13 protein-coding genes are annotated in these 12,646 nt (G+C 50.7%); all 13 read left to right on the forward strand.

The features are described from left to right. The first annotated feature begins 6 nt into the window (after positions 1–6). The 13 genes from serC to cysM all read left to right on the forward strand — a co-directional run bounded on the left by serC (position 7) and on the right by cysM (position 12,508). Positions 7–1,119, forward strand: a complete 1,113-nt coding sequence (gene serC / locus AC3QL0_RS05820; protein WP_493010485.1) for a 3-phosphoserine/phosphohydroxythreonine transaminase — start codon at positions 7–9, stop codon at positions 1,117–1,119. After that, positions 1,112–2,197: a prephenate dehydratase gene (gene pheA, locus AC3QL0_RS05825; RefSeq protein ID WP_493010486.1), complete on the forward strand. Its 1,086-nt coding sequence runs from the start codon at positions 1,112–1,114 to the stop codon at positions 2,195–2,197. Before serC ends, pheA begins: the two co-directional genes overlap by 8 nt. A gap of 11 nt (positions 2,198–2,208) precedes the next feature. Further along, on the forward strand, positions 2,209–3,111 hold the full coding sequence (locus AC3QL0_RS05830; RefSeq protein WP_493010487.1) for a prephenate dehydrogenase: 903 nt from the start codon (positions 2,209–2,211) through the stop codon (positions 3,109–3,111). Continuing rightward, positions 3,108–4,427, forward strand: coding sequence for a 3-phosphoshikimate 1-carboxyvinyltransferase (aroA, locus tag AC3QL0_RS05835; protein ID WP_493010488.1), 1,320 nt, complete (start codon positions 3,108–3,110; stop codon positions 4,425–4,427). Before AC3QL0_RS05830 ends, aroA begins: the two co-directional genes overlap by 4 nt. Then, on the forward strand, positions 4,424–5,080 hold the full coding sequence (cmk, locus tag AC3QL0_RS05840) for a (d)CMP kinase (RefSeq protein WP_493010489.1): 657 nt from the start codon (positions 4,424–4,426) through the stop codon (positions 5,078–5,080). Before aroA ends, cmk begins: the two co-directional genes overlap by 4 nt. Positions 5,081–5,180: 100 nt before the next feature. Continuing rightward, entirely contained in the window at positions 5,181–6,896 is a 1,716-nt protein-coding gene (rpsA, locus tag AC3QL0_RS05845; protein WP_168246826.1) for a 30S ribosomal protein S1, read from the forward strand. Positions 6,897–6,901: 5 nt separating this feature from the next. Next, a complete protein-coding gene (locus AC3QL0_RS05850; protein ID WP_135862988.1) occupies positions 6,902–7,225 on the forward strand; it encodes an integration host factor subunit beta in 324 nt (107 codons plus the stop codon). Positions 7,226–7,355: 130 nt separating this feature from the next. Beyond that, positions 7,356–7,670, forward strand: a complete 315-nt coding sequence (locus tag AC3QL0_RS05855; protein ID WP_135862989.1) for a LapA family protein — start codon at positions 7,356–7,358, stop codon at positions 7,668–7,670. Between the two features lie 21 nt (positions 7,671–7,691). Further along, positions 7,692–8,948 (forward strand): lipopolysaccharide assembly protein LapB, encoded by a 1,257-nt coding sequence (gene lapB / locus AC3QL0_RS05860; protein WP_493010490.1) that lies wholly within the window; start codon positions 7,692–7,694, stop codon positions 8,946–8,948. Further along, on the forward strand, positions 8,945–9,874 hold the full coding sequence (gene rfaE1 / locus AC3QL0_RS05865; protein ID WP_493010491.1) for a D-glycero-beta-D-manno-heptose-7-phosphate kinase: 930 nt from the start codon (positions 8,945–8,947) through the stop codon (positions 9,872–9,874). The genes lapB and rfaE1 overlap by 4 nt, the downstream gene beginning before the upstream one ends. Beyond that, entirely contained in the window at positions 9,871–10,866 is a 996-nt protein-coding gene (gene rfaD / locus AC3QL0_RS05870; protein ID WP_493010492.1) for an ADP-glyceromanno-heptose 6-epimerase, read from the forward strand. Before rfaE1 ends, rfaD begins: the two co-directional genes overlap by 4 nt. 100 nt (positions 10,867–10,966) lie before the next feature. Then, complete coding sequence (locus AC3QL0_RS05875) at positions 10,967–11,314, forward strand: ComEA family DNA-binding protein (protein WP_493010493.1); 348 nt, start codon at positions 10,967–10,969, stop codon at positions 11,312–11,314. Positions 11,315–11,599: 285 nt separating this feature from the next. After that, positions 11,600–12,508, forward strand: a complete 909-nt coding sequence (gene cysM / locus AC3QL0_RS05880; RefSeq protein WP_493010494.1) for a cysteine synthase CysM — start codon at positions 11,600–11,602, stop codon at positions 12,506–12,508. The last annotated feature ends 138 nt before the right edge of the window (positions 12,509–12,646 follow it).

Below are 12,646 nucleotides of genomic sequence, written 5' to 3' on the forward strand. Positions count from 1 at the left end.
GAGTCAATGATGCGTCCGTGGAATTTTTCAGCGGGTCCTTCCGTCTTGCCGGTGGAAGTACTAGAACGTGCAGCAGCAGAAATGCTGGATTGGCAGGGCAGTGGCATGTCCGTTATGGAGATGAGCCACCGCGGTAAAGAGTTTATGCAAATTCTGCAAGAAGCCGAGGCTGATTTGCGTGATTTGCTGCAAGTGCCCGAGGGCTACGCCGTTCTGTTTACGCAGGGTGGTGCACAGGCCCAAAATGCCATCGTTCCTATGAACTTGTTAGGGCTGAAACCCGGACGCAAAGCGGACTATATCGTCTCTGGTAACTGGTCAGCTAAGGCGCAGCAAGATGCGACTCAGTTTGGTCACATCAATGTGGCAGCTAGCTCTGCGGCTGCTGCCAAAATTGATGGCCGTGAGTACAAACCTTTTGCGTGGTTCCCCGCTGTGGATACGTGGCATTTGCAGTCTGATGCTTCGTATATCCACGTCTGCAGTAACGAAACTATTGGTGGTGTGGAGCACAACGAGTGGCCACGTTTTGACGTGCCTCTGGTGGTGGATGCTTCGTCTAACCTGTTATCTCGTCCATTTAATTTCGACAGCATTGACATGCTGTACGCTGGTGCACAGAAAAACGCTGGTCCAGCAGGTTTGACGCTGGTGGTGATTCGTAAAGAGTTGTTGGGTGCGGCAGATGCTATTTGCCCGCATGTATTCAACTACGAACTCTTGGCGGCTAACCAGTCCATGGTGAATACACCGGCTACCTACTCCATTTACATTGCTGGTTTGGTCTACAAATGGCTGAAACAGCAAGGTGGTGTAGATAGCATTGAGAAAGCCAACATCGTTAAGGCAGAAACCTTGTACGGTTACTTGGATCAGTCATCTTTCTACGTCAATGGCGTGCAAAACTGCGATCGTTCACGCATGAACGTGCCGTTCCAGTTGCACGACGCAGCATTGGATTCTGTGTTCTTGGCTGAAGCTGACAAACAAGGCTTGTTGCAGTTGAAAGGGCATAAGAGCGTTGGCGGCATGCGTGCTTCTATTTACAACGCTATGCCTTTGGAAGGCGTGCAGGCATTGGTGGCTTTCATGAAGGAGTTTGAGCAGCGTCATGGCTAAAACTTTGCAAGAACAGTTAGCGCCGTGGCGTGCCGAAATCGACCGCATTGATGAAAGTATCCTGGCACTGCTCAATGAGCGTGCTCAGGCCGCTTTGGCAGTGGGTAAGGTTAAGCAGAACTACGACGCCGAAGATGCCATCTTGAAGCCCGAGCGCGAAGCCATGATTGTGCGTCGCCTACAAGGGGTGAATAAAGGGCCGTTTACGGCAGAGTCCGTGCAAGCCGTGTGGGGGCAGATTATTTCTGCCTGCCGAGGTTTGGAGAGCGTGCTGCGCGTGGCCTGTTTGGGGCCACAGGGTTCATTCTCAGAGCAGGCAGGTTACGAGCATTTCGGACATTTCATCAGCAACGTCTATTGCGATAGTTTTGATGAGGTGTTCCGTTCGGTAGAGGCCGGGCAAGCCGATGTGGGTATTGTGCCGGTGGAAAACTCCACAGAAGGTGCGGTAAACCGTACATTGGATTTGCTGCTGAACTCACCGCTGAAAGTGTTGGGCGAGCATTCGGTGAATATTCATCACAACTTACTGACCAAAAGCGGCAATCTGGATGGTGTAACCAAAGTAATGGCGCACCCTCAAGCATTGGCGCAATGTCAGTCATGGTTGATGCGTAATCACCCTGAGCTAAGTCGTGAACCAGCTTCCAGCAATGCGGAAGCTGCACGGTTGGCCTCTGAGCACGATGATGTGGCTGCGATTGCTAGCATTTCTGCTGCAATGGTGTGGGGGTTATCAGTAGTCGCCAAAGGGATACAAGACGATCCACATAACCGTACTCGTTTCCTGACCATTGGCAACATAGAGCCATTGGCTAGCGGTAGAGATAAAACCAGCATCATTCTGGCTGTGCCTAACAAATCAGGTGCGGTATATGACATGCTGTCGCCGTTGGCTAAACATGGTGTTTCCATGACTCGCTTTGAGTCGCGACCTGCGCGTACAGGTCAGTGGGAATACTATTTCTATGTGGATCTGCAAGGCCATAAAGATGAGCCAGCCATGCAGCAAGCGTTGGCTGAGCTGAAGCAAACAGTGGCTTTCTTCAAAATATTGGGTTCTTACCCAGCACAATAACGAGAGCAGGTATGGAGAGAGGGGAGGCGACTGTTGGCTGCATGGCGCAACTAGGTACGCTGGCGATTGTAGGGCCTGGGTTAATAGGCGGCTCAGTAGCAGCAGCGTTGCGCAAGCAGTATCCCAATATGCGTATTCTGGGTACGGGGCGTAACCCTCAAAGTGTGCAGGTGGCTAAAGAGCTAGGTCTTGTAGACGAAGTGGTAAGTCTAGAGGAGTGTGCAAAACAAGCAGACCTGATCTTGTTGACCATGCCAGTAGGTGCGACGGAATCAGTGCTACGTGCACTAGAGCCGCACCTACAACCCCATACCGTTGTCACGGATGCGGGCAGCACAAAAATGAATGTAGTGCAGGCAGCACGCCAGGCGTTGGGCGACAAAATTGCCCAGTTTGTGCCTGGGCATCCTATTGCAGGGGCTGAGAAGGTAGGGCCACAGGCTGCAACAGCAGAGCTTTATCAAGGCCGTAACGTCATACTGACCCCCTTGGATGAAAACCCTGAGTCGTTCCGCAATAAGGTGGTAGCGCTTTGGAAGGCGTGCGGTGCACGAGTCCTGTTGATGCTGCCGGATGTGCACGATAGGGTGTTGGCGTCGGTGAGCCATGTGCCCCATTTTTTATCATCAGTATTTATGTGGCAGGTGGCTATGGCGCCTGACGCTGACTCACGCTTCGCCGTAGCGGGTAGTGGTTTTAGGGATTTCACCCGTATTGCTGCCGGCTCATCTGAAGTGTGGCGAGATATTTTCTTGGCCAACCGTGAGGCCGTATTACAAGAATTGGAAGAGGTGCAGCAGGCATTTGCTCAAGCTGAGCAAGCGTTGCGCAATAAGGATGGGGCTGCTTTAGAGGATTTCCTCGAGCGTGCCGCGTTGGCTCGCCGGCTGTGGGCGGGTAGGAGTGGATTATGAGTAGAACAGAAAATCTGGTCTTGACGCCGGTGAAGCAGGCGCAAGGCACGGTGATATTGCCTGGGTCAAAAAGCATTTCGAATCGTGCGTTACTGCTGGCTGCATTGGCAGAAGGTGAAACACGCTTATTCGGTTTGCTAGAGTCCGATGACACCAAAGTGATGAAAGCGGCATTGCGCCAGATGGGTGTGAGCGTAGAGGAATCTGACAACGCATTGGTTGTGCGTGGGCAAATGCCTTTTACCCACCTCAAGGGTGATTTCTTTTTGGGTAACGCAGGTACGGCTTTCAGATCCCTAACGGCAGCATTGGCGTTTATGGGAGGGGAGTTCACCTTGAGTGGCATTCCTCGTATGCACGAACGTCCTATTGGTGACTTGGTGGATGCGTTGCGTAGCGCTGGAGCTGACGTACGTTATTTGGGTAACGAAGGCTACCCACCTTTGGCTATAGGCAAAGGGGCGTTGCGTGCAGAAAACTGCATACGCGTTAAAGGCAATGTATCCAGCCAGTATTTAACAGCGTTGCTGATGGCGGCGCCATTGTGGACGGCGGTGCATAAGCAGCCGTTACACATAGAAGTAGAAGGCGTGCTGATTTCGCAGCCTTATATCGCCATTACCTTGGCGATGATGCAAGATTTTGGTGTTTCGGTTCAGCATGAGGCATGGCAACGCTTTACAGTGCCAGCCGATGCACGCTATGTGTCGCCAGGCGACTTCCAGGTAGAGGGGGATGCGTCTTCAGCGTCGTACTTTTTGGCGCTAGGTGCAATTGGTGGTGGGCCGCTGCGTATTGGGGGTGTGGGTTCAGCATCTACCCAAGGTGATGTGGATTTTGCTAAAGTAGTTCAATCTATGGGCGCTGAGGTGCGCTTTGAAGCGCATGCGATGGAAGTGCGTGGCGTGCACGTGGCGGATGGACAGCGTTTAAAAGCCTTTGATCTGGATTTCAATGTCATTCCTGATGCAGCAATGACAGCGGCGGCATTGGCGATGTTTGCAGACGGTCCGTGTACCTTACGCAATATTGCCTCATGGCGTGTCAAAGAAACGGATCGTATTCATGCCATGCACACTGAGCTACAGAAGTTGGGTGCTCAGGTAGAGTCGGGCCCTGATTGGCTAACAGTATGGCCTATCTCAGAAGGGCAGTGGCAGTACGCTGATATAGACACCTACGATGATCACCGTATCGCGATGTGTTTCTCGCTGGCAGCATTCTCTCCTGTGGGCGTGAATATCCTCGACCCAGACTGCGTGAGCAAAACTTTCCCCGATTATTTTTCAGTCTTTAACCGTTTGGTGAGCGCGTGAGTGTAGTACCCGTAATTACTATTGATGGCCCTACCGCTTCAGGTAAGGGCACTATTACCAGCCAAGTTGCGCAAGCGCTGGGTTGGCATGTGCTGGATAGCGGCGCGTTGTATAGATTAACGGCGTTGTCTGCGCTGCAAAAAAACGTGTCCTTAGATGACGAAGCTGCTGTGGCTGATGTGGCGCTGCATTTGGATGTGAGCTTTGGCGAGCAAGGTGCGGTGTTAGAAGGTCAATTAGTGGCTGATGCGATACGCGCAGAAGAAGTGGGAAATGCGGCATCCAAAATTGCGGCGTACCCACGATTGCGTGAGGCGTTGCTGCAGCGTCAGCGTAGTTTCAGAGTGATGCCGGGACTAGTCGCTGATGGTCGCGATATGGGTACTGTAGTTTTTACCGACGCACCGTTAAAGATTTTTCTGGTGGCGGATGTTCGAATCCGAGCCGAGAGGCGCTACAAACAGTTGATGGAAAAAGGAATTTCTGCTAGTCTTACGAGTCTTTTGGAAGATTTGCAGGCACGCGATTTGCGGGATACCACCCGAGCGAGTGCTCCGCTAGTTGCTGCGGCAGATGCTGTAACCATTGATTCTTCACACTTAAGTATTGAAGAAACGGTGGCGAAAGTGTTGGCGCTTTGGCAACGTTCCTGATTGGTGCTGGCTGCTAGTAACGTCAGCGTTTTACAACTCCACCGGAAATGGTTCCGGTGTGTTTATTTAGAAGCCAGAAATGGCTGATATGGGATTGTTAATGTCCTCAACTACTACCGATATTCTTGGCGGCGAAAGCTTTGCCGACCTGTTTGCAGAAAGCGTTAAAAGCCAAGACCTGAAAGCTGGCGAAGTTATTTCTGCTGAAGTTCTGCGTATCGACCACAACTACGTGTTGGTTAACGCTGGCCTGAAATCCGAGTCTCTGATTCCTCTGGAAGAGTTCCTGAACGATCAGGGCGAACTGGAAGTTGAACCAGGTGATTTCGTTTCTGTTGCTATCGATTCCTTTGAAAACGGCTACGGCGACACAATCCTGTCCCGCGACCGCGCTAAACGCCTGTCCGCATGGCTGGCTTTGGAACAAGCTCTGGAATCCGGCGAACTGGTAAACGGTACGGTAACTGGCAAGGTCAAGGGTGGTATGACAGTTATGACCAACGGTATCCGTGCATTCTTGCCGGGTTCTTTGGTTGATCTGCGTCCAGTAAAAGATACCACTCCTTACGAAGGCAAAACCTTCGAATTCAAAGTGATCAAGCTGGATCGTAAACGTAACAACGTTGTGTTGTCTCGTCGTGCAGTGCTGGAAGCAAGCATGGGCGAAGAGCGTCAAAAACTGCTGGAAACTCTGACCGAAGGCGTAGTGGTCAAGGGTATCGTGAAGAACATCACCGACTACGGTGCGTTCGTGGATCTGGGCGGTATCGACGGTCTGTTGCACATCACAGATATGGCATGGCGCCGTGTTCGTCACCCATCCGAAGTTCTGCAGGTTGGTGAAGAAATCGAAGCTAAAGTGCTGAAATTTGACCAAGAGCGCAGCCGCGTTTCCTTGGGCGTTAAACAGCTGGGCGAAGATCCTTGGATCGGTCTGGCACGTCGCTACCCACAAGGTACACGTCTGTTCGGTAAAGTAACTAACTTGACCGACTACGGTGCATTCGTTGAAGTAGAAGACGGTATCGAAGGTCTGGTACACGTATCCGAAATGGATTGGACCAACAAAAACGTTGATCCTCGCAAAGTGGTTACACTGGGCGACGAAGTTGAAGTTATGGTTCTGGATATCGACGAAGACCGTCGTCGTATCTCTTTGGGTATGAAACAGTGCCGTCCTAACCCATGGGAAGAGTTCGCAGTGAACTTCAAACGTGGCGATAAAGTACGTGGCGCAATCAAATCCATCACTGACTTCGGCGTGTTCGTTGGTCTGGACGGTGGTATTGATGGTCTGGTTCACTTGTCCGATCTGTCCTGGACAGACACAGGTGAAGAAGCCGTTCGCAACTTCAAGAAAGGCGAAGAAGTTGACGCCGTTGTGCTGGGTATCGACACCGAGAAAGAGCGTATCTCTCTGGGTATCAAACAGTTGGAAGGCGATCCATTCAACAACTACGTTGCTACAAACGATAAAGGCGCTGTAGTAAGTGGTGTAGTGAAATCCGTAGAAGCCAAAGGCGCTGTGGTGACACTGTCCGTTGATGTTGAGGGTTACCTGCGTGCTTCCGAGCTGGCAGCTGGTCGTGTTGAAGATGCAACAACCGTGCTGAAAGAAGGCGAGGAAATCGAGGCAATGATCCTGAACGTGGATCGTAAAGCTCGTAGCATCCAACTGTCCGTGAAAGCACGTGATAACGCTGATACCGCTGACAACATGCAGCGCATTTCCGAAGCTAGCGCTTCTTCGGGGACGACTAACCTGGGTGCTCTGCTGCGTGCCAAACTGGATCAGCAGCAGCGCGACGACGGTTAATCAGCGTGACTAAGTCGGAATTGATAACACTGCTGGCCAACCGCTATCCGCAGTTGGCTCAGCGTGATATGGATCTCGCGGTCAAAACCATGCTAGATGCTATGACCCAAGCCTTGGCTAACGGTCAACGTATCGAAATACGTGGTTTTGGTAGTTTCTCGTTATCTACGCGTTCTCCTCGTGTAGGACGTAACCCTCGCTCCGGTGAACAAGTGCTGGTGCCTGCTAAGCAGGTACCTCACTTCAAAGCAGGTAAAGAGTTGCGTGAACGTGTAGATGCAGCGTATCTGGAAGAGCTAAAGCGCTCTGAGGCTTCATCAGAAAGCTAACGAGATAAGCACTGCAAGATCTACTAGTCCGTCTGAAAACAGGCCCTCATCGTAGGGCCTGTTTTGCGTATGGGCGTAGAAGCGAATTTCAAATTACAATGGTTTCTTGCCAATAAAGTGGAGTCATGACATGCGCTATCTAGTCTGGGTATTGCGTCTGCTGGTTTTTGTCATTGTGCTGTTGTTTGCACTCAAAAATACCGAGCCTGTAGATGTGCACTTTTTTGCCAACTATATGATTACGGGTGTCCCCCTTGTTGTGGTGATGCTGACGGCATTAATCGTAGGGTTGTTCATCGGTGTGCTGTTGATGGTGCTGGCGATATTGCGTAAGCGTCGTGAAGTAGCCAAGTTGAAACAGGAAATTGTGCGTTTAGAGCGTCAGCAACGTCAGCCTATAGTTGCTGAACGTAATGAAGTTGCTGATGTGGTTACGCCTCTGTAAGTAGCATAAGGAGTTGGATGCGTGGATTTTGAACCGTGGTGGCTCATAATATTTCCTGTGCTATTTGCACTGGGTTGGCTGGCAGCACGTTTTGATTTTAGACAACTGCTGTCTGAGTCAAAAAATTTGCCGAATTCGTATTTTAAAGGCCTGAACTTTCTACTGAATGAGCAGCCTGATCGTGCGATTGATGCGTTTGTGGAAGTCGCCAAGCTAGACCCTGAAACTACCGAGTTGCACTTTGCACTAGGTAGCTTATTTAGACGTCGTGGCGAAATCGAGCGTGCCATTCGTGTTCACCAAAGTTTGTTGGCGCGTTCAGATCTGCCGCAAAGCGATAAAGATGCTGCGCAATATGAATTGGCGCAAGACTTCTTCAAAGCTGGCTTGCTAGATAGGGCTGAGGAAGCTTTTAAAGCCGTATTGGATACGCGCTTTTCATTGGATGCAGCTCGTGCGTTGATTCGTATTTATGAGTCTGAACACGACTGGCCTAAAGCCATTGCCGCTGTGCATTACTTGCGTACTTTGGTGGATGAGCCAGTGCCGCAACTGGTGCATTACCAGTGTGAAGAAGCAGAGACTGCACTGAAGCGACGTGAGCCTAATCTAGAGAAGGCAGAGAAAGCGTTAGAAGCAGCAGAACAAGCATCAGAAGAGTTGGGTGCGGAACGCGGTAGTGTTGCCTCTAGAGCCAGAATATGCATGCTACAAGGTCATTTGGCGCAAGCTAAAGGCGATCTACAAGCACAGCGACGCCACTTGCTAGAAGCAATGAGCATTGCTCCTGAGTATGCGGGTTTGGTGGCGGCACGCTTCATGCAGTGTTGCACACAGTTGGGGGTGGCTGCTGAAGGCTTATCTCAGTTGAAAGCGCACTATGAATTGCACCCTTCACTGGATGTGTTCATCGTGGTGTTCAAAGAGTTGCGTGAACAGCAAGGTCATATACGAGCATGGGCATTCTCTCGTTCAGCATTGCGCGAACAACCTTTGTTGTTGGGGTTGGATCGCATGCTGGAAGCTGAGCTTAAGCATGCGGACCATACGTTACGTGTACCAGATTATGAATCCATTCCTCCTGGTGCGGCGGCAGCCGAAGTTGTGGCGGGTGCAGATTTGAGTTTGTTGTACAAAGTCGTACATAAACATGCACAGCGTTTGGATCGTTACTCGTGTGATGTGTGTGGTTTTGAAGCGCAGCACTATTATTGGCAATGTCCGGGTTGTAACTCTTGGGAGAGCTATGCGCCCAAGCGTCTGGAGGAAATGCGATGATTGCTTTTCCAGCAGAAAAAATTCAGCAGTTAAAGGTACTGGTAATTGGTGACGTTATGCTGGACCGTTATTGGTTTGGCGACGTAGATAGAATCTCTCCCGAGGCGCCAGTACCTGTAGTCAAAATGGGTCGCCAAGAAGACCGGTTGGGTGGTGCGGCAAACGTCGCGCGTAACGTGGCAGCACTAGGTGCTCACGTTTCACTACTGGGTGTTGTTGGTGACGATGTGACCGCCGATACGGTAGAACAGCGTGCTCAAGAGGCTGGTATCAGCACGCAAATGGTGCGTGATGCTCAGATGCCCACGACGTTGAAATTACGTGTGCTGGGGCGTCAGCAGCAGTTGATGCGTGTGGATTTTGAAGAGCGTCCTTCTGCTGCGAGTTTGGCTGTGTTGCAGCAGCAAGCAGAAAACCTTATTGCTGAACACGATTTGGTCATTTTGTCCGATTACGCCAAAGGGTGTTTAGCACAGGTAGAGCCACTAATTGCTTTGGCCAGAAAACGCGGTATTCCCGTGTTGGTAGATCCTAAAGGTGACAAGTACGCGCGCTACACTGGTGCCACTATCTTGACACCTAACCGCTTGGAGATGTCGCAAGCAGTGGGAGTGTGGCATAGCGAAGCTGAGCTGGAAGAGCGGGCGCAAGCGCTGCGTCAGTCCTTGAAACTGGAAGCTATTCTGATCACGAGGTCAGAGCAGGGTATGACCATTTTTACGGCAGAAGGGCGTTTTCACGCCGATGCTCAAGCACAAGAAGTGTTTGACGTGTCGGGGGCGGGTGATACCGTGTTGGCGACGCTAGCAGTGACTAAAGCAGCAGGATTATCATGGAGCGATGCTATGAACTGGGCAAATATTGCTGGTGGCATTGTAGTAGGTAAGTTAGGCACATCCATTGTGACAGCAGGAGAATTGCAATGATCGTAGTAACAGGCGGAGCTGGTTTTATCGGAAGCAATCTGGTGGCCGGCCTGAATAAGCAAGGGATTAGCGATATCCTGGTGGTGGATGATCTACTGAATGGCGATAAGTTCGTCAATTTGGTGGACTTATCTATCGCTGATTACATGCACAAAGACGAGTTCCGTGAGCGTGTGGCTAAAGACCAATTAGGTAGTATTGAAGCGATTTTCCACCAAGGCGCGTGTTCGGACACTACCGAGCGTAATGGCCATTACATGATGGATAACAACTACCGGGTTACCTTAGAGTTGTTCGAGTACTGTCAGAAAAAGCGTATTCCTTTCTTGTATGCCTCTTCAGCAGCAGTGTACGGAGCAGGTCCTATATATGCCGAAGCAGCTGAAAATGAAGGCCCATTGAATGTATACGGCTATTCCAAATTGCTGTTTGATCAGGTGTTGCGCCGTCGCTTTGATAGCTTGGTTGCACCGGTAGTAGGGCTGCGTTATTTCAACGTGTATGGTCCACGCGAGCAGCACAAAGGCCGTATGTCATCGGTAGCGTTGCACAACATGAAGCAATACCAAACAGAAGGTTTGGTACGTTTGTTTGGTGGTTGGGATGGTTACGAGGATGGTGACCAGCAGCGTGACTTCATTTTCATTGATGATGTGGTGAAGGTGAATCTGCATTTCTTGGAACAGCCGTTGTCTGCCTCGGGGATTTATAACTGCGGTACAGGCAGAGCGCAGCCCTTCAACGATGTAGCGATGGCTGTGGTGAACACTATGCGTGAGTCTGAAGGTAAAGAGGCATTATCGCTGGCTGACTTGGTGCATCAAGGCATGATCCGTTATGTGGAGTTCCCAGATGACCTGAAAGGGCGCTACCAAAGTCATACGCAGGCTGATTTGACTGCATTGCGTGGTGCAGGTTATCAAGCTGAATTTGCCACCGTAGGCGAAGGCGTTTCGGCTTACGTTAGACACGAACTCAGCAAAAAATCCTAATCTGTAGGTAAGGTTGCGCATGGGCAAAGCCAGTCAGCCATTGCCGTAACAGTGCAGCCATCCCGCATCATCAAAGCTCCTTTATCTCTTAGGAGTTTTGATGATGACTTCCCTAGCAATCTCCCCCCGTTTTTCCTCACTGTGTAGCACGGTTTCTCGTGGTGCTATAGCGCTATTGTTGTGCCTGAGTTTATGGGGCTTCAGTGCATTGGCGTGGGCGGTGAATGTGAACACTGCTACAGACGAACAGCTACAACAAATCAAAGGTATTGGGCCTAAGACGGCAGCCCTGATTTTGGAAGAGCGCGAACGCGGCGGGCCATTTATGGATTTTCAAGACTTGCAGGAGCGCGTCAAAGGTATTGGCGCTAAGCGAGCGCAGTCATTAGAGCAGGGCGGGCTAACAGTGCAAGGTGGTGAGGCCGCTACAGCCGCTGCGGCTCGTTAGAGTAGATGGGCTGAATATAAGCGAGTGAAGAGCAGCGCGTTTGTGTTCAGCCTCAGCCATCACCAGCACGTTATGCTTTTTAGGCTGATGACTGCTGTTGTATAGAACTAAATACTCTATACAGAGGGTTAGCACGCCTATATCAGTAGATATTCCGTAATAGAGTAGACAGAACCTTGGTATAGCATTCAAAATGGTCATGATACAAAGAAGTGTTGCCAGCCCAGCCACGAAAACTGTATAGGCGATGGGCACCCCTTATTTGATTTTGCTGATACTTAGACTATGACTGCTTATCCGACTATTGAAGATACCATTGGCTCAACTCCCCTGGTGCGCTTGCAACGCCTGCATCCAGAACTGACCACAGAGCGTGGGAATGTGATTCTTGCCAAGTTGGAAGGTAATAATCCAGCCGGTTCGGTAAAAGACCGTGCTGCGAGTTCCATGATTCGCCGTGCCGAAGAGCGCGGCCAGATCAAACCAGGCGATACGTTGATCGAGGCTACCAGTGGTAACACAGGTATTGCGTTGGCGATGATTGCTGCGGTACGTGGTTACAAAATGATCTTGATCATGCCTGACAACCTGTCTGTAGAGCGTAGAGCTTCTATGGCGGCTTACGGTGCAGAGCTGATCCTGACTCCAGCGTCTGCTGGCGGTATGGAGTATGCACGTGATTTGGCACTGAAAATGCAAGCTGAAGGCAAAGGCATCGTGCTTGACCAGTTTTCTAACGACGATAACCCTCAGGCGCATATTCATAGTACTGGCCCTGAAATCTGGGCTCAGACAAACGGTCGTGTGACGCACTTTGTGAGTGCTATGGGTACTACAGGTACCATCATGGGTGTGGGTTCTTTCCTGCGTCGTCAGAAACCTGATGTGATGATTGTAGGTGCTCAACCGGCAGAGGGTGCTTCCATTCCCGGTATTCGTAAATGGCCAGAAGAATACCAACCTTCTATTTTTGAGGCGAATGGCGTAGACAGATACGAGCTGATTGGTCAGAAAGAAGCTGAAGATGCGGCCCGTGCCTTGGCATCTCAGGAAGGTATTTTTGCGGGTATCTCTACGGGCGGTGCTTTGGTAGCAGCGTTACGTGTGGCTGCTCAGGTAGAAAATGCCACTATCGTATTTATTGCTTGCGATAGGGGTGATCGTTACCTGTCTACAGGTGTGTTTAACGGCTAATAGCTGCTAGCATTGTGCTGCTGCGTAGAACGGCAGCAGCATACAAAAAAATCCCCCAGTAAATCTCTGGGGGATTTTTTTGTCTAGGCTATGTTGCTATGCAGTGTGTACGGCATTACGTTGTTGGCATAGCGAGGA

The organism is Paenalcaligenes sp. GW821-LYS-B07-1, from assembly GCF_058803365.1.

Bases quoted from the DNA above. Each gene is read 5' to 3' on its own strand.
- rfaE1 (WP_493010491.1), top strand. From the start codon at position 8,945: ATGATTGCTTTTCCAGCAGAAAAAATTCAGCAGTTAAAGGTACTGGTA.
- aroA (WP_493010488.1), top strand. From the start codon at position 3,108: ATGAGTAGAACAGAAAATCTGGTCTTGACGCCGGTGAAGCAGGCGCAA.
- AC3QL0_RS05875 (WP_493010493.1), top strand. From the start codon at position 10,967: ATGATGACTTCCCTAGCAATCTCCCCCCGTTTTTCCTCACTGTGTAGC.
- rfaD (WP_493010492.1), top strand. From the start codon at position 9,871: ATGATCGTAGTAACAGGCGGAGCTGGTTTTATCGGAAGCAATCTGGTG.
- AC3QL0_RS05855 (WP_135862989.1), top strand. From the start codon at position 7,356: ATGCGCTATCTAGTCTGGGTATTGCGTCTGCTGGTTTTTGTCATTGTG.
- rpsA (WP_168246826.1), top strand. From the start codon at position 5,181: ATGTCCTCAACTACTACCGATATTCTTGGCGGCGAAAGCTTTGCCGAC.
- cysM (WP_493010494.1), top strand. From the start codon at position 11,600: ATGACTGCTTATCCGACTATTGAAGATACCATTGGCTCAACTCCCCTG.
- serC (WP_493010485.1), top strand. From the start codon at position 7: ATGATGCGTCCGTGGAATTTTTCAGCGGGTCCTTCCGTCTTGCCGGTG.
- pheA (WP_493010486.1), top strand. From the start codon at position 1,112: ATGGCTAAAACTTTGCAAGAACAGTTAGCGCCGTGGCGTGCCGAAATC.
- AC3QL0_RS05830 (WP_493010487.1), top strand. From the start codon at position 2,209: ATGGAGAGAGGGGAGGCGACTGTTGGCTGCATGGCGCAACTAGGTACG.